The organism is Nocardioides sp. PD653-B2 (assembly GCF_002117935.1).
Classification (GTDB): domain Bacteria; phylum Actinomycetota; class Actinomycetes; order Propionibacteriales; family Nocardioidaceae; genus Nocardioides.
In genome coordinates this window covers 1-16,167 of the sequence record NZ_BDJE01000069.1, presented here as the reverse complement: position 1 = coordinate 16,167, position 16,167 = coordinate 1, and the positions used below count along the sequence as shown (strand labels likewise).

Annotated in this window: 17 protein-coding genes; 5 read left to right on the top strand and 12 right to left on the bottom strand. The window is 71.4% G+C overall.

Going from position 1 to position 16,167, the window contains the following annotated elements; all coding sequences use genetic code 11:
- Positions 1–466: 466 nt before the first annotated feature.
- Genes PD653B2_RS23385 through sigE form a run of 3 tightly spaced genes read right to left on the bottom strand, consistent with a single transcriptional unit; the run spans position 467 to position 2,940 of the window.
- Entirely contained in the window at positions 467–1,801 is a 1,335-nt protein-coding gene (locus PD653B2_RS23385; protein WP_085874829.1) for a S1C family serine protease, read from the bottom strand.
- A 60-nt stretch (positions 1,802–1,861) separates the two neighbouring features.
- Complete coding sequence (locus PD653B2_RS25450; RefSeq protein ID WP_207559408.1) at positions 1,862–2,338, bottom strand: zf-HC2 domain-containing protein; 477 nt, start codon at positions 2,336–2,338, stop codon at positions 1,862–1,864.
- Positions 2,335–2,940: an RNA polymerase sigma factor SigE gene (gene sigE / locus PD653B2_RS23375; RefSeq protein WP_085874827.1), complete on the bottom strand. Its 606-nt coding sequence runs from the start codon at positions 2,938–2,940 to the stop codon at positions 2,335–2,337. The genes PD653B2_RS25450 and sigE overlap by 4 nt, the downstream gene beginning before the upstream one ends.
- 244 nt (positions 2,941–3,184) lie before the next feature.
- On the opposite strand from sigE, the gene PD653B2_RS23370 reads away from it, so the two are divergent.
- A complete protein-coding gene (locus PD653B2_RS23370; RefSeq protein WP_242665420.1) occupies positions 3,185–3,826 on the top strand; it encodes an O-methyltransferase in 642 nt (213 codons plus the stop codon).
- 17 nt (positions 3,827–3,843) lie between these two features.
- Here the strand turns inward: PD653B2_RS23370 and PD653B2_RS23365 are convergent, their stop codons facing one another.
- From PD653B2_RS23365 to PD653B2_RS23355, 3 genes are read right to left on the bottom strand one after another with little or no spacing between them, the layout of a single operon-like run.
- Positions 3,844–4,182 carry a hypothetical protein gene (locus PD653B2_RS23365; protein WP_085874826.1) on the bottom strand — a complete coding sequence of 113 codons (339 nt, stop codon included), beginning with the start codon at positions 4,180–4,182 and terminating at the stop codon, positions 3,844–3,846.
- Entirely contained in the window at positions 4,179–5,756 is a 1,578-nt protein-coding gene (locus PD653B2_RS23360; protein ID WP_242665419.1) for a leucyl aminopeptidase family protein, read from the bottom strand. Before PD653B2_RS23360 ends, PD653B2_RS23365 begins: the two co-directional genes overlap by 4 nt.
- Positions 5,757–5,760: 4 nt before the next feature.
- A complete protein-coding gene (locus tag PD653B2_RS23355; protein ID WP_082587569.1) occupies positions 5,761–5,928 on the bottom strand; it encodes a DUF3117 domain-containing protein in 168 nt (55 codons plus the stop codon).
- Positions 5,929–6,074: 146 nt separating this feature from the next.
- Here PD653B2_RS23355 and PD653B2_RS23350 point away from each other — a divergent pair, with 146 nt between their 5' ends.
- Both PD653B2_RS23350 and PD653B2_RS23345 read left to right on the top strand, forming a co-directional pair.
- Positions 6,075–6,851 carry a PaaX family transcriptional regulator C-terminal domain-containing protein gene (locus PD653B2_RS23350; protein ID WP_085874824.1) on the top strand — a complete coding sequence of 259 codons (777 nt, stop codon included), beginning with the start codon at positions 6,075–6,077 and terminating at the stop codon, positions 6,849–6,851.
- 12 nt (positions 6,852–6,863) lie between these two features.
- Positions 6,864–7,673: an enoyl-CoA hydratase/isomerase family protein gene (locus PD653B2_RS23345; RefSeq protein ID WP_089504058.1), complete on the top strand. Its 810-nt coding sequence runs from the start codon at positions 6,864–6,866 to the stop codon at positions 7,671–7,673.
- Between the two features lie 10 nt (positions 7,674–7,683).
- Here the strand turns inward: PD653B2_RS23345 and PD653B2_RS23340 are convergent, their stop codons facing one another.
- Genes PD653B2_RS23340 through dapE form a run of 5 tightly spaced genes read right to left on the bottom strand, consistent with a single transcriptional unit; the run spans position 7,684 to position 10,981 of the window.
- Entirely contained in the window at positions 7,684–8,430 is a 747-nt protein-coding gene (locus tag PD653B2_RS23340) for a M14 family zinc carboxypeptidase (RefSeq protein WP_085874823.1), read from the bottom strand.
- Positions 8,431–8,446: 16 nt separating this feature from the next.
- Positions 8,447–8,872: a hypothetical protein gene (locus PD653B2_RS23335; protein ID WP_085874822.1), complete on the bottom strand. Its 426-nt coding sequence runs from the start codon at positions 8,870–8,872 to the stop codon at positions 8,447–8,449.
- A gap of 14 nt (positions 8,873–8,886) precedes the next feature.
- Positions 8,887–9,186, bottom strand: coding sequence for a DivIVA domain-containing protein (locus PD653B2_RS23330; RefSeq protein WP_085874821.1), 300 nt, complete (start codon positions 9,184–9,186; stop codon positions 8,887–8,889).
- Positions 9,186–9,917 carry a TIGR00730 family Rossman fold protein gene (locus tag PD653B2_RS23325; RefSeq protein ID WP_242665418.1) on the bottom strand — a complete coding sequence of 244 codons (732 nt, stop codon included), beginning with the start codon at positions 9,915–9,917 and terminating at the stop codon, positions 9,186–9,188. Before PD653B2_RS23325 ends, PD653B2_RS23330 begins: the two co-directional genes overlap by 1 nt.
- Positions 9,914–10,981: a succinyl-diaminopimelate desuccinylase gene (gene dapE / locus PD653B2_RS23320; protein ID WP_085874820.1), complete on the bottom strand. Its 1,068-nt coding sequence runs from the start codon at positions 10,979–10,981 to the stop codon at positions 9,914–9,916. Before dapE ends, PD653B2_RS23325 begins: the two co-directional genes overlap by 4 nt.
- A 62-nt stretch (positions 10,982–11,043) precedes the next feature.
- Here dapE and PD653B2_RS23315 point away from each other — a divergent pair, with 62 nt between their 5' ends.
- Positions 11,044–11,889 (top strand): LLM class F420-dependent oxidoreductase, encoded by an 846-nt coding sequence (locus PD653B2_RS23315; RefSeq protein ID WP_085874819.1) that lies wholly within the window; start codon positions 11,044–11,046, stop codon positions 11,887–11,889.
- 172 nt (positions 11,890–12,061) lie between these two features.
- Here the strand turns inward: PD653B2_RS23315 and ileS are convergent, their stop codons facing one another.
- Positions 12,062–15,298 (bottom strand): isoleucine--tRNA ligase, encoded by a 3,237-nt coding sequence (gene ileS / locus PD653B2_RS23310; RefSeq protein WP_085874818.1) that lies wholly within the window; start codon positions 15,296–15,298, stop codon positions 12,062–12,064.
- 297 nt (positions 15,299–15,595) lie between these two features.
- On the opposite strand from ileS, the gene PD653B2_RS23305 reads away from it, so the two are divergent.
- Positions 15,596–16,090: a DinB family protein gene (locus tag PD653B2_RS23305; protein ID WP_085874817.1), complete on the top strand. Its 495-nt coding sequence runs from the start codon at positions 15,596–15,598 to the stop codon at positions 16,088–16,090.
- Positions 16,091–16,167 lie beyond the last annotated feature (77 nt).

Genomic DNA, 16,167 nt, shown 5'->3' with positions numbered 1-16,167 from the left:
GATCGAGTCCACCGAGTGCATGGCCGCCCACTGGGCGGCAGCCTGGAACTGCTCGGACTCGGCCCGGTCGGCAGCTGTTCGACTGGTGCGCGCGGCGGCCAGTACCGCACCTGCGGTGTCGAGTTCGGTGGTGGCTGCCATACGAACAGCCAAGCACCCGCCACCGACAGTCAGACCCCGAAAACCCGGTTGTCCACAGGGTCCTGAGCATTTCGGAAAGTAAAATCTTTCGGCGGTGACCACGACGGTCGACCCGAGCGGACCCGCAAGCCAGACGACGGCTGGAAATCGCCGCCTCAACCGAAGCGGACGGCGACCACGCCATTCTCTAAATTCCTCACGCCAAGCGGACCGCAAGCCAAGCCAGGAGGCGGGTCGGCAGCGGGGTTTCGAGACAGGCGCTGCGCGCCTTCCTCAACCACCGGGGACGACAGGCTTCGTCCTTCCTCAACCACCGGGTGTGCGGTCAGCCGACCTCGGAGCCGAGCGTGAGCTCGACGGTCCTCTCGTCGTCGCCGCGCTGGATGGTGAACTCGACCTTCTCGCCGGGCTGGTGGGCCCGGATCGCGACGATCAGCGCGATCCCGTCGGTGATCCGCTCGCCGTCGATCTCGATGATCACGTCACCCTTCTCGAGGCCGCCCTCGTCGGCCGGGGTGTCCGGCATGACCGAGTCGATCTCCGCGCCGCTGCCGTCGGTCTCGCCGGTCTTCACCTTCGCGCCGATGACGGGGTAGCGCGCCTCGCCGTCGCGCAGGATCTGATCGGCGGTGACGCGCACCTGCTCGATCGGGATGGCGAACCCGACGCCGATGTTGCCGGCCTCGCCGCTGGCGCCGCCCCCGGTGGTCGCGATCGCGGAGTTCACGCCGACGACCTGGCCCTGCAGGTTGACCAGCGGGCCACCCGAGTTGCCCGGGTTGATGGCGGCGTCGGTCTGCACCGCGTTGATGTACGACGACTCGTCGTCCGCACCGCCCGTGGTGACCGGTCGGTGCAGCGCGCTGACGATGCCGGCGGTGACCGTCGAGCTGAGCCCGAGCGGCGAGCCGAAGGCGACGACCGGGTCACCGACCCGCAGCGCCTGGGAGGCCCCGAGCGACGCCGGCGTCAGGCCCGTCGCCTCGCGCACGTAGAGGACGGCCAGGTCGTAGACCGGGCTGCGCCCGACGACCGTGGCCTCGTAGCGGTTGCCGTCCTGGTCGACGATGTCGATCGGGCCGTCGTCGGCGTCCGCCTCGGCCACGACGTGGTTGTTGGTGACGATGTGGCCCTGCCGGTCGAGCACGAAGCCGGAACCGGTGGCGCCACCCTTCTGGCCCTGGTACTCGGCCGAGATCTGCACGGTGCTCGGCAGCAGCTTCTGGGCGACCGCCGCGATCGAGCCGTTGTCGGCGTCGAGTGGCGGCGTGGTCACGGTGTCGACGCCGGCGAGACCGGCGCTGACGGAGCCGGGGCCGTCGTCGGTGAGCGCGGAGTAGGCGAGCCCTCCGACGGCACCGCCGGCAACGCCGAGCACGAGAGCCAGGACGCAGACGACGGGCCAGAGCCAGGCGGGGACCCGGCCCCGCGGCACGACGTGGCGCGGGGGTGCCGGGAACTGGCCGGGGAACGGGCCCGGGTACTGCCCGGAGTAGAGCGGCAGGGGCTGGGTGCTGCCCGGCGGGAGGCCGGCCCACTGGTGCGGCGGGGACTGCGTCGTCGGGGGCACCCAGCTGGGCGCCGGCGCCGAGGGTGTCGCCGCGATCGGCTGCGTGGGCTCGGTGTCCGCTGCGTCGTCCCGCGGGTCGTCCTGGGTCACGCCCCTATCTTGTCCCGTCGACCGAAATCCACGCCTGCGGGGGTGCCGGGCAGCCACGCCCTAGCGCTGCTGCTTCCCGCTGCGGACCAGGTTGACGGCGGAGCCCGGACTCGACAACGGCGCACTCGGCGTCGCGGTGCGGTTGATCGAGGCCGGGCCGCGGTCGATGGTCGGCGCGTCGGCGGGGGCGACACCGAAGACGAGCACGCCCATCACGGCAGCACCGACGGCACCGCCGCCGATCATCGCCATGCCGGCACCGCGCCGGCGCTGGTCGCCGGGCATGGCCAGGTAGGCGTCGCCGGGCGGGCCCGTCAGGTGGGCGCCGATCAGCGAGCCCTTGAGACCGGCGGGCGTCGACGGCGAGGCGACGTCGAAGGACAGCCCCGCCAGCCGGGTCTTGACCCAACCCTCGCGCTCGACCAGGTCACGGCAGGCGTGACAGGCGTGGACGTGCTCCCACGCCCGCTCGGTCTCGTCGGGAGACAGCTGACCGTCCAGCAGGGCGCTGGTCCGCGACCCCAGGTGGCCCATCACGTCGAGGACCCCCAACCCGAGAGCAGCGGCGGGGTCGCCGGACCGGCGTACCGCACCCGTCCCGGCTGCGGGGCGCGGTGGGCGAGGGCGGTGCGCAACATGGCGCGACCGCGGTGGATCCGGGACCGGACGGTGCCGAGCTTGGCGCCCAGGATCTCGGCGATCTCCTCGTAGGTGAGGCCCTCGACGTCGCAGAGCACGACGGCGGCACGGAAGTCGGGGGGCAGCGTCGCCAGGGCACGCTCGATGTCGTCGTCGAAGGTGCGGTCGGCGTACGCCGCGTCCGGCGTCGGCGTGGTGCTCGTCAGCCGGTCGGCCTTCTCGTCGGAGAGCGCGTCGAAGCGGATCCGCTGCTTGCGGCGCGCCTGGTCGAGGAAGAGGTTCGTGGTGATGCGGTGCAGCCAGCCCTCGAAGGTGCCGGGGGTGTAGGTCGACAGCGAGCGGAACACCCGGACGAAGACCTCCTGGGTGAGGTCCTCGGCGTCGTGGCGGTTGCCGGTGAGGCGGTAGGCGAGCCGGTAGACGCGGTCGGAGTGGCGCTCGACGATCTCGTCCCACGTGGGAACGGTGTTGTCAGCGGGTACCACCGATGCGTCGTCCATCGGGGCCTCCTTGTCACGCCTGCGCGTCTGGGGGAACAGTGCCTTGTCCTTTCTCACCGTAGAGACCTCTGCTGAGAGAACCCTGTGAGCGAGCGGCCGACATCGTCGCATCGTCACGTCCGGATCAACGAGTGCGGCTCCCCCGGTGTTCCCGGTCCGGAAAGCGGCGTCGTCGCGATACGGTGATCCCGCCCGGGTCGTCGGTCCCGGAGCACCGCACCAGGAGGCCGCCATCGTCACCCCGTTGAAGCCCGCCAGCTGGTCCTACGCCGAGACGTTCGTGGCCGAGGACGACGTCCTCGCCGCTGCGCGGTCGCGCGCCGAGGAGGTCGGCGTCGTCGCGATCGGCTCCGGCGGCGGTGCCGCGCTCCGGTTCCTCGCGTCCGTCCTCGACGCCCGCGCCGTGGTCGAGATCGGCACCGGCACCGGTGTCTCCGGCCTGTGGCTGCTGCGCGGGATGCGCGCCGACGGCGTGCTCACCACCGTCGACATCGAGGCCGAGCACCAGCGCCTCGCCCGGCAGTCGTTCGCCGAGGCCGGGATCCCCGCCCAGCGGGCGCGCACCATCTCCGGCGCGGCGCTCGACGTGCTGCCCCGGCTCACCGACGGCCACTACGACCTGGTCTTCTGCGACGGCGACAAGGCGGAGTACGCCGCCTACCTGAAGGAAGCCCTCCGGCTGCTGCGGCCCGGTGGGGTCGTGGCGTTCGACAACGCGCTCTGGCACGACCGGGTCGCCGACCCCGCCCAGCGCGACGAGGACACCGTGTCGATCCGCGAGCTCGGCCGCCAGGTGGCCGACCACGACGGGCTGGTCCCGGTGCTGCTCCCGGTCGGCGACGGCCTGCTGGTCGCCAAGAAGGAGTGGAGCCCCGAGCACGTCTGACGGCCTCGCGAAGCCGCTCAGGCGCGAGGCGCCGCCAAGAAGCCGTCCCAGCCCTCGGCGACGGCGACGATCTCGCACGCCTCGATGAGGATCGGCGGGCTGCCGATGATCGTCGAGCCCGGCGCCTCGGCGGCGGTCGCGGTGAAGGTGGCCTGGAACTCCGCACGCGCCTGGTCGCTGACGAAGACGTAGCAACCCTCGAACCACGCGCCCGGGCTGCAGCGCCAGGTCTTGAAGCGGAGCCCGGACATGCCGGTGAACCGGGCGTGGGAGGTGCCTTCGACGTACGACGCGAGCTCCTCCTCGACGCCGGCCGGCGCGTCGAGGAGCGACCAGCGCACGGTCAGGCCGTTCATCCGACGCCGGCCAGCGGGCTCTCCGAGCCCAGCCACTGCAGCAGCACGCGGGCGCCGAAGCCGGTGGGGCCGGTGGTCCACTCGTAGGACTCGGACGGCGAGTCGCCGACCGAGGCGATGTCGAGGTGGGCCCAGGGCAGGTCGCCGACGAAGTGCTGGAGGAACAGGGCCGCCATGATCGCGCCCGGTCCACCGGGGGCGTTGTCGGCGTCGGCGACGCCCGAGACCAGCTTGGACTCGTAGGCGTCGGTCAGCGGGAAGCGCCACAGCGGCTCGCCGGAGGTCTCCCCCGCCGCGTGCAGCGCCGTCGCGAGCGCCTCGTCGTTGGCGAAGTAGCCGCCGACCTGCTGGCCGAGCGCGACCTTCATCGCACCGGTGAGCGTGGCGACGTCGACGATCACGTCGGGCTTCACCTCGGCGACGGCGTACGCCATGGCGTCGGCGAGCACCAGCCGACCCTCGGCGTCGGTGTTGGTGACCTCACTGGTGCGCCCCCCGTAGTGGCGCACCACGTCACCGGGACGCAGCGCGTTGCCGCTGACGGAGTTCTCGGCCGCGGCGACCAGACCGACGACCCGGACCGGGCAGCCGACCGCCCCGAGGGCGGCCATCGTGGCCATCACGACCGCGCCCCCGGTCATGTCTCGCTTCATGTTGACCATCGCCTCGCCGGGCTTGATCGAGAGCCCGCCGGTGTCGAACGTGATGCCCTTGCCGACCAGGGCGACCGTGGGGGTACGACGACCGGCCCGGGGCGGCGTGTAGTCGAGGCGGATCAGCCGCGGCGGTGTCACCGACGCCTGGCCGACGCCCAGGATGCCGCCGAAGCCCTCGGCGGCGAGCCGCTTCTCGTCCCAGACGGTGAGCTCGAGCCCGCTCTCACGGGCGAGCTCTTCGGCCTGCTCGGCCAACCAGGGCGGGTTCTTGAGGTTGGACGGGACCGTCGAGAGCATCCGCGAGCGCCAGCCCGCGCCACCGATCGCGACCGCCCGGTCGAGGGCCGCACCGAACGACTCGGTGTCGGGCAGACCGGCGAGCACGATCCGGCGGACCGGGACGTGCTCGGGCGGGCGCGAGCGCCAGTGGAAGACGAACGAGCCGAGCATCGCGCCGACGACGAAGGCCTCGAGGCCGCCGTCCGGGGCGATCGCGGCCACCGACGTGGCGACCGAGGACCGGTCGGTGGTCGCCCGGGCCAGGGCGGCCCCGGCCCGCCGGAAGTCGTCGAGCCGCTGCCGGCCGACGCCGACGAGCAGCACGCAGCGCAGGTCGGCGTTGTCGGGTCCGCCGAGCGGCACCGGCACCACGGTGACCTCGCCGGCGGCTCCGGTCGCCCGGCTCAGCTCGAGGACGCCCAGCAGGTCGATCCCGAGCTGGTCGGCGAGCTCGCCGGCTCCGGGGCCCAGGACGAGTGGCGCCGCCTGATCGGCGTCGCCGGTGCCGTCGGGGTCGCCCGGGAGCACCGCCACCGCAACGACCTCGGCGCCGAGGATGGCGTGCGGGGCTGTGGCGCTGAGCGCGAACTCGGGCGGTGAGACCTGGCTCGGGAGGCCGGCACGATCGGTCGATGGCACGGCGTCAGCCGACGACATCCTTGAGGGCATCCCCGAGAGCACGGGCCTCGTCGGCGTTGAGCTCGACCACCAGGCGGCCGCCGCCTTCGAGCGGGACGCGCATGACGATGCCGCGTCCTTCCTTGGTGACCTCCAGCGGACCGTCGCCAGTCCTCGGCTTCATGGCCGCCATCCGCGCACCTTCCTTCGTTTCTCAAGTACCAGGGGGACTCCGAGTGACCCCTCTACGCCGTACGCGAGATCCATTATCCCCTATGTCGCGGTGACGCGAAGCACAGAGGGTCCGGCCGCGGGGGAACCGACTGGCAGACTCGCCCCATGCAGGCCCGTTCCGCGCTCTTCGACGTGTACGGCGATCACCTGCGCGCCCGCGGCAGCCAGGCTCCCGTGGCAGCCCTGGTGCGGATGCTCGACCCGGTCGGGATCGCCGCCCCGGCCGTGCGCACCGCCATCTCGCGGATGGTGATGCAGGGGTGGCTGGAGCCGGTCCAGCTCGCCGGTGGACGGGGCTACCGGACCACCGAGCGCGCCAACCACCGGCTCGACGACACCGGCAACCGGGTCTACCGGCGCGAGATCCCGGCGTGGGACGGCACCTGGCACGTCGCGTTCGTCGACCCGCCGCCGACGCGGGCGGCCCGGACCCGCCTGCGCGCCGACCTGATGTTCGTCGGCTACGCCGAGCTCACCGACAACGTCTGGGTCAGCCCCTACCGGCGCTCGGAGCTGAGGTCGGTCCTCGACCGGGCCGGCGCAGGAGTGCGGACCGCCCGCGCCGACCAGTTCGAGCCGGCCCCCACGAGCGCGTGGGACCTCGAGCGGCTGGACGCGTCGTACTCCGGGTGGCTGACCGCCGTCGACGACCTGGTCGCCCAGCACCTCGGCGCGCACGACGACCCGGACGAGGCGGCCTTCGCGGCCCGCTTCCACCTGGTCCACGAGTGGCGGAAGTTCCTCTTCGCCGACCCGGGGCTGCCCGACGTGCTGCTGCCCGACGACTGGCCCGGACGCGCCGCGGCCGAGCTGTTCGCCGAGCAGGCGACCCGGCTCAAGCCGGGAGCCGACCGCTTCGTCGCTCGCTGTCTCGGCGCCTGACAGACTGCGCCCATGACCGACTCCCCCGTGCTGCTCGACCCTGTGCTGCTTGAGATGCGTGACGGCGTCGCCACCATCACCCTGAACCGCCCCGACGCTTACAACAGCCTCGACGTGGCCACCAAGGAGCTGCTGCTCGAGACCGTGCTGAAGGTCGCCGACGACGCCGCCGTCCGGTGCGTCGTGCTGACCGGCACGGGCAAGGCGTTCTGCACCGGCCAGGACCTCAAGGAGCACATCCACCTGCTCCAGAACGGCGGCAGCGACGTGCTCTTCACGACCGTCGACAAGCACTACAACCCGACGGTGACCGCCCTCGCCGGGATGGCGAAGCCGGTCATCGCGGCGGTGAACGGCGTCGCGGCCGGGGCCGGCGCCAGCCTCGCCTTCGCCTGCGACGTGCGGATCGTGGCCGACACCGCGGGCTTCAACCTGGCCTTCGCCAACGTCGCCCTCTCGTGCGACACCGGCGCCAGCTACACGCTCCAGCGGCTGGTCGGCCGGGCCAAGGCGCTCGAGCTGCTCTACTTCCCGAGCACGATCACCGCCGACGACGCGCTCGCGCTCGGGCTCGCGACGAAGGTGGTGCCGGCCGACGAGCTGGCCGCCGAGACCGGTGCGCTGGCCGCCCGGCTCGCGGCCGGGCCCACGGTGGCCCTGGGCGCGATGCGTCAGTCGGTGGCGTACGCCGCCGGGCACTCCTTCGAGGAGGCGCTGGAGTTCGAGAGCGCGATGATGCAGAAGACCGGTGCCACCGCCGACCACCAGGCCGCGGTCGCGGCGTTCGTGGCCAAGGAGAAGCCGGTCTTCGAGGGCCGCTAGCGAGGACGCGTCAGCGTCGCCGGGCGCCCCAGATCGAGAGGACCTGACGCGGGGCGACCTTCCGCATCAGCCGCGGGCCGGGGTGCGCGCCGTACTCGGCGGTGAGCGCGGTGCCCTTGAAGCGGCTGTTGAACCAGCCGGTCATGGTGCCGTGGCAGACACCGCCGCACGTGAAGGACTTGCGCGGCAGGTTCAGCTTGTCGGCCACCTTGCGGGAGAACTTCTGGCTCTTGGTGTCGGTGTCGACGCCGTGCAGGGGCTGGTGGAAGCTGACGATCCGGTCCGGCCGGATCTTCTTCAGGAACCGCATCATCGCCCGGGTCTCGGGCTCGGAGGACGCGTGCGGGCCGGACTCGTAGCTGCCGTCGAGGTCGGCCCAGTGGTAGGGGAAGTTGCGGTTGAGGTCGACGCCGTGGGCGTTCTTGCGGGTGCCGGCGGCGAGACCGTCGGGGTTGTAGACCGGCAGCACCCACAGGTTGATCCCGTGGACCGGCTTGCCGTCGCGCAGCGCGGCCAGGATCTGGCGGGGCGCACCCTCGTTGCCGTGCATGGTGGCGACCAGCAGGACCTTCGGCTTCGTGCGCTCGCCGAGGTGCCACGCGGTGATCGGCCGGCCGCGGACCGAGTGGCCGATCACGACCTTCTCGATCACCGCGCCCTGGCCGACCGGTGCGCGCTGGGCGCCGGCCGGGCTCGCGACGGAGGCGAGCGGCGCGACGGCAAGGGCGAGGGTGGTGAGCAGGATCCCGAGACGCATGGTCGGAGACCCTAGATCACACGACGGCGGTGAGGTAGGCCCAGGTGAAGACGCTGACGCCGACGAGCATGCCGACGTGGGCGAGGATCGAGAGCCCGGGGCCGTCGGACCAGCTGTCCTCCTGACCGTCGGAGGCGTGCTTGCCGCGGGTCGGCAGCCAGCGCACGAGGATCAGCAGCCCGGCGACGACCACGACCCACCAGCAGGCCAGCGCGATGATGCCGACGACCTCACTGCCCGCGGCCGAGTCCTCGTCGGCCACGAGGAAGACCACCCACAGCACGAGCGCCAGGGCTCCCGCCACCGTGTGCAGGTGCACCAGGCCGCCACCCATCTGCAGTCGCCCGGCCCCCCGGTCGCCCCGGCCGAGCCGGAGACGGGTCAGCACGATCACGACGGCCGCCAGGGCGGTCAGGATGTAGACGATCACCTCGGTCGACACGGGGGCAGTGTGCCCTACGCCGTGGGTCCGTCGCCACGACCCGCATCGGTGGCCCGCTGTTCATCCGACTGGTCGGCGCGCTCACGCTCGGACGCGAGACGGTCGAGGAGCGCGTCGACCTCCGACTGCCGGTAGCCGCGGAAGGCGAGCGAGAAGCGCACCCGGCGCAGGTCGTCGCCGCTCAGGGGACCGGTTGCGGGCACGGTCGCGTCGGGGCGGTCGTCGTACGCCTCGGCCAGCGGAGCGCCGCGGCCCGCGGCCACCAGCGCGACGCCGCCGAGCGCCAGCACGATGAGGATCGCGAAGAACCACATCACGAGCCATCACCTCGGCGGGCCGCGGCCATGATCGCCACGGCCTCCTCCGCGTCGTCGGTGACGATCAGCCGGTCGAGGTCGGCCTGGTGCACCATGCCCTCGGCGAGGACGGTGTCGCGCATCCACTCGAGCAGGCCGCTCCAGTACTCGGAGCCGACGAGCACGATCGGGAAGCTGGTGACCTTCTTGGTCTGGACCAAGGTGAGCGCCTCGAACATCTCGTCGAGGGTGCCGACGCCGCCGGGCAGGACGACGAAGCCCTGGGAGTACTTCACGAACATGGTCTTGCGGGCGAAGAAGTAGCGGAAGTTGACGCCCACGTCGACCCACTCGTTGAGGCCCGACTCGAAGGGCAGCTCGATGCCGAGGCCGACGCTGATGCCCCCGGCCTCGGAGGCGCCCTTGTTGGCTGCCTCCATGGTGCCCGGGCCGCCCCCGGTCATCACCGCGAAGCCCTCCCCGACCAGGAGCCGGCCGATCTGCTCGCCCGTGGCGTAGAACGGGTGGTCGACCGGCGTGCGCGCGGACCCGAAGACCGAGATCGCCGGGCCGAGCTCGGCGAGCGCGCCGAAGCCCTCCACGAACTCCGCCTGCATCCGCAGCACCCGCCACGGGTCGGTGTGCACCCAGTCGCTCGGACCGCGGGAGTCGAGCAGGCGCTGGTCGGTCGTGCCCTCGTCGACCTGCCCGCGGCGCTGGATGATCGGGCCCTTGAACTTGGCTTTCACGAGCTCAGCCACTGCCGCAGCTGCGCCTCGCAGCGCTCGATGTGCTCCACGGGCACGAACTCCTCCTGCTTGTGGGCGAGCATCGGGTCACCCGGCCCGAAGTTGACCGCCGGCACGCCCAGGGCGGTGAACCGGGCGACGTCGGTCCAGCCGAACTTGGGGTTCACCTCGCCGCCGACGGCCTCGACGAACGCCTTGGCCGCGGGCACGTCGAGCCCGGGCAGCGCGCCCGGGGCGCTGTCGGTGAGCGTCACCTCGTAGCCGTCGAAGAACTCGCGGACGAAGGCCTCGGCCTCCTCCTCGGAGCGGTCGGGCGCGAACCGGAAGTTGACCTCGACCACGCACTCGTCGGGCAGCACGTTGCCCGCGACGCCGCCGCGGATGAAGACCGCGTTGAGTCCCTCGTGGTACTCCAGCCCGTCGATGACGGGCTTGCGGGCCTCGTAGTCGTTGAGCCGCTGCAGCACGCCGGCCGCACCGTGGATGGCGTTGACGCCGCGCCAGCTGCGCGCGGAGTGGGCCCGCTCCCCCGTCGTACGGACGTCCACGCGGAGCGTGCCCTGGCAGCCCGCTTCGACCACCGCGTTGGAGGGCTCCATGAGGATCGCGAAGTCGGCGACCATCAGGTCCGGGTCACTCCGGCTGAGGAGATGGAGGCCGTTGAACTCGGCATCGATCTCCTCGGCCTCGTAGAGGATGAACGTGACGTCGCGGTGGGGCTCGGGGACGGTCGCGGCCAGCCGCAGGATGACCGCGTCGCCGCCCTTCATGTCGCAGGTGCCGAGACCGTGGAGCAGGTCCCCCTCGCTGCGCCGTTCGTAGCGGGCGGGGAGGTTGTCGTTGAGCGGGACCGTGTCGAGGTGCCCGGCGATCACGACCCGCTCGCCGCGACCGAGGTCGGTGCGGGCGACCACCGTGTTGCCGTGGCGGCTGACCGTGAGGTGCGGGAGCGCGCGGAGGGCCTCCTCGACCGCGTCGGCGATCGCCTGCTCGTCGCGGCTCACGGACTCGATGTTGACGAGCTGCTCGGTGAGGGTGACGGCGTCCACGGTGAGGTCGAGCATGGGCCCATCCAACCAGCAGGCACCAGTCGCGGAAAACTGGAACAAGTTCTAGTCTTACGCGCATGCGCCATGGAATCGTCCTCTTCACCTCCGACCGCGGCATCACGCCGGCCGCCCTCGCGCAGGCCGCGGAGGAGCGGGGGTTCGACACGATCTACGTGCCCGAGCACACGCACATCCCCGTGAAGCGAGAGGCCGCCCACCCGGGCACCGGCGACGAGACGCTGCCCGACGACCGCTACCTGCGCACCCTGGACCCGTGGGTCTCGCTGGCGACCGCCGCGGCGGTCACCACGAGGATCAAGCTGTCGACGGCGGTCGCGCTGCCGGTCGAGTCCGACCCGATCACGCTCGCCAAGCAGATCGCCACCCTCGACCACCTCTCGGGTGGCCGGGTCGAGATCGGGGCCGGCTTCGGCTGGAACACCGACGAGCTCGCCGACCACCACGTGCCCGCAGGCAAGCGCCGTACGGTGCTGAAGGAGTACGTCCAGGCGATGCGTGCGCTGTGGACGCAGGAAGAGGCGTCGTACGACGGGGAGTTCGTGTCGTTCGGGCCGTCGTGGGCCTACCCGAAGCCGGCCGCGCACATCCCGCTCATCATCGGCGCCGGCGGCGGCCCCCGGACCTTCGCGTGGATCTCCGAGAACGCCGACGGCTGGATGACCACACCCACCCAGGCGGACATCTCCGCGAACATCGAGGCGCTCCAGAAGGCCTGGGCCGACGCCGGTCGCGACGGCGCCCCGGACATCCGGATCCTGATCGCCTTCAAACCGAACCCCGACGACCTGGCGGCGTGGGCCGAGCAGGACGCCACCGAGCTGATCTGGGGCGTCCCGGACCGGTCCGCCGACGAGGTCGTCGCCTCCCTCGACCGGATGGCCACCCGCCTCGGCCTCCAGTGACGCCGAGGCGGCGCCAGTTTCCCCCGGAGACGTGCCGAGTCGGCGCCAGTTTCCCCCTGAGACGTGCCGAGTCGGCGCCAGTTTCCGGAAACTGGCGCCGACTCGGGGGGTGTGGCGGGGAAACTGGCGCCGACTCGGGGGGGTGTGGCGGGGAAACTGGCGCCGGCTCGGCTTACTGCTTGGTGACGGTGATGACCGGCTCGGGGGCGTCCGACTCGACCACGTCGTACGACGTCGCGAGGGTCTCGGCCGTGATCAGGTCGCGGTGGGTGGTGGCCGCGGCGCGGACCTCGTCCGAGCCGCCGATCACGAGCGCGATCCGGTCGGAGACGTCGAGGCCGGCGTCGCGCCGGGCCTGCTGGACGGCGCGCACCAGGTCGCGGGCCAGGCCCTCGGCAGCGAGCTCCGGCGTCACCTCGGTGTCGAGGACGACGAAGCCACCGCGCGGGAGCACGCCGGTCGCCGAGCCGCCGGTGGAGTCGGCGGCGACGGTCTCCAGACTGAACTCCCCCTCCTCGAGCGCGAGCCCACCTGCGGTGACGGTGCCGTCCTCGGCGACCGACCAGTCGCCGGACTTCGAGCCCTTGATCGCCAGCTGCACGTCCTTGCCGAGCCGCGGCCCGGCGGCCCGGGCGTTGACGGTGAGCTTCTGCTGGACGCCGTACGCCTCCGCCTCGGGCGAGTCGGCCGCGAGCAGCCGGACGTCCTTGACGTTGACCTCGTCGCGGATGATCGCGGTGAAGTCGGCCAGCGCGGCCGGGTCGCCGACGACCACGGTCAGCGATGCCAACGGCAGCCGGTTGCGCAGGCTGCGGGCCTTGCGCAGCGCGGACGTCGCCGAGCACACCTCGCGGACCTGGTCCATCGCGGCCACGAGAGCGTCGTCCGCGGGCAGCTCGTCGGCCAGCGGCCAGTCGGCCAGGTGGACCGAGCGGCCGCCCGTCAGTCCGCGCCAGACCTCCTCGGTCGTCAGCGGCATCAGCGGCGCCGTCACCCGGCAGACGACCTCGAGCACGGTGTAGAGCGTGTCGAAGGCCTGGTCGTTGTCTCCCCAGAAACGGTTGCGCGAGCGGCGGATGTACCAGTTCGTCAGCACGTCCAGGAACGACCGCGTCGCGTCGCAGGCGTCCGCCACGGCGTACGCGTCGAGCGACTCGGTCATCTCCTCGACGTACTGCCGGCACTTCGCCAGCAGGTAGCGGTCGAGCGGGTCCGTGGACGCCGTCGACGACTGCGCGCGGTAGCCCGCACCACCGCGGGCCGCGTTGGCGTAGAGCTGGAAGAAGTACCAGCTGTTCCAGAGCGGGATCAGCACCTGGCGCACCGAGTCGCGGATGCCCTGCTCGGTCACGATCAGGTTGCCGCCCCGCAGGATCGGCGACGACATGAGGAACCAGCGCATCGCGTCGGCGCCGTCGCGGTCGAAGACCTCACGCACGTCGGGATAGTTGCGCAGCGACTTCGACATCTTGTTGCCGTCGGAGCCGAGCACGATGCCGTGGCTGATGCAGTTCTCGAACGCCGGCTTGTCGAAGATCGCCGTCGCCAGGATGTGCAGCGTGTAGAACCAGCCGCGGGTCTGGCCGATGTACTCGACGATGAAGTCGGCCGGGAAGTGCCCCACGGCGGAGCCGTCATCGGGACCGTCGAACCAGTCGGCGTTCTCGAACGGGTAGTGGACCTGGGCGAAGCTCATCGAGCCGGAGTCGAACCACACGTCGAGCACGTCGGCGACGCGTCGCATCATCGACTTCCCGGTCGGGTCGTCGGGGTTCGGGCGCACGAGGTCGTCGACGTAGGGCCGGTGCAGGTCCGGGACGCCGTCGCCCTTGCCCGGAAGCCTCCCGAAGTCGCGCTCGATCTCCTCGAAGGACCCGTAGACGTCGATGCGGGGGTAGGCCTCGTCGTCGCTCTTCCACACCGGGACCGGCGAGCCCCAGAAGCGGTTGCGCGTGATCGACCAGTCGCGGGCGTTCTCCAGCCAGCGGCCGAACTGGCCGTCCCGGATGTGCTCCGGCACCCAGTTGATGCCCTGGTTGAGCTCGAGCATCCGCTTCTTGATCGCGGTGACCTCGACGAACCACGATGAGACACCCTTGTAGATGAGCGGCTCGCGGCAGCGCCAGCAGTGCGGGTAGCTGTGGTCGTACGTCTCGCGACGCAGCAGCACCGTGCCCGGCGACACCGATCCCGTCTCGCCGGTGCCGGCGGTCATCGCCTTGAGGTGGTCGATCACGTGCGGGTTGGCGTCGAAGACGTTCATCCCCTCGTAGTCGACGACCGGGAACGTGAAGCGCCCGTCCTTGCCGACCGGCATGACCGCCTCGATGCCCTCGCGGTCGGTGACGATCTTGTCGTCCTCACCGAAGGCGCCGGCGGTGTGCACGAGACCCGTACCGTCCGTGGTCGTCACGAACTCGGCGGGCACCACGCGGAACGCCCGCGGGTGTCCGAGGTAGTAGGAGAACGGCGGCGTGTAGGTCAGCCCGACCAGGTCGGCGCCGACACCGCGCCAGAGCACGTCCGGGTCCTCGCCCAGCTCGCGGGCGTACGCCGGGAGGCGCGCCTCCGCGAGGATGTACCGCTCCGTCCTGTCCTGGCCCTCGACCTCCACCACGACGTAGTCGATGTCGTCGCCCACCATGACCGCGAGGTTGCTGGGGAGCGTCCACGGCGTGGTCGTCCAGACGAGCAGCTTCGCGCCCTGGAACTGGCCCGGGGTGGTGATGTCGTAGCCGACGGTGACCGCCGGGTCCTGGCGCATCTGGTAGACGTCGTCGTCCATGCGCAGCTCGTGGTTGGAGAGCGGCGTCTCGTCGTTCCAGCAGTAGGGCAGCACCCGGAAGCCCTCGTAGATCAGGCCCTTCTCGTGCAGCTGCTTGAAGGCCCAGATCACCGACTCCATGTAGTCGGGGTTCATGGTCCGGTAGTCGTTGTCGAAGTCGACCCAGCGGGCCTGGCGGGTGACGTACTCGCGCCACTCGCCGGTGTACTTCATGACGGACGCGCGGCAGGCCTCGTTGAACTTGTCGATGCCCATGGCGAGGATCTCGTCGGTCGTCTTGATGCCGTTGAGGCGCATCGCCTCGAGCTCGGCGGGCAGCCCGTGGGTGTCCCAGCCGAAGCGGCGCTCGACCTTCTTGCCGCGCATGGTCTGGTAGCGCGGGATCAGGTCCTTGACGTAGCCGGTGAGCAGGTGGCCGTAGTGCGGGAGCCCGTTCGCGAAGGGCGGGCCGTCGTAGAAGACGAACTCGTTCGCCCCGTTCTCGCCCGCGTCGCGCTGGTCGATGCTCGCCTGGAAGGTGTCGTCCTGCTTCCAGTACTCGAGCACCCGCTCCTCGATCTCCGGGAACTTCGGGGAGGAGGGGACGCTCGACGCGTCGTCGGTCGAGACCAACGGATAGGCCATGGGGTGTCTCCTGCGGTACGTCGTGCTCGGGCTTGCCTGCCACGAGGACGACATCCCCAGGGTCTGGGCTGCCGCGGTACCACCCCGCTTGCCCCGTCGTGCGACGGAACCGCTCGTTACGGCTGTGACGGGCCTACCCGTCCGGTTCTAGTCACTTCCCACCTGACGATGGAGAGCTTTCTTCCGGAGGCTCGCCGCTGATGACGGCTCAGACGCCTGTGGCCCCAGCGTACGGCGCGGCCGTCGTGCGCCGCCAATCGGATTGCGGCTGCCGGTCCCGACGGCGAGGGTGACGGCATGACCGACGACATGACCCACGGCGAGCCGGCCGTCCTCCGCGAGTACCTCGACCACTTCCGGGCCACCTTCGAGCGCCAGTGCGAGGGGCTCGACGCCGAGCAGCTCGCCCGCCGGTCCGTGCCCCCGTCGACGTTGTCGTTGCTGGGCCTGGTGCGGCACTTGGCGGCGGTCGAGTACTCCTGGTGGCGACGCGTGATGGGGCGCGACCTCGACCGGCCCAAGATGTGGGGCAAGGACGAGCACCGCGACGCCGACTTCGACGGTGCGGTGGCCGATGAAGCGGTCGTCGCCGAGGCCTGGGAGGCCTGGCGCACCGAGGTCGCCTTCGCCCGTGAGTTCCAGGCGAGCCATCCGATGAACCACCTCGGCCAGCACGACGACGGCGACCTGGAGATGCGCGAGGTCGTCGTGCACCTGATCGAGGAGTACGCCCGCCACTGTGGCCATGCCGACCTGCTGCGCGAGTGCATCGACGGCCGCACCGCCCAGTGACCTTCGTCCTGTCTCGAAACCCTCGCCCCACGGTGGTTGAGGAAGGACGAAGTCCTGTCTCGACACCTCCGGCCCAC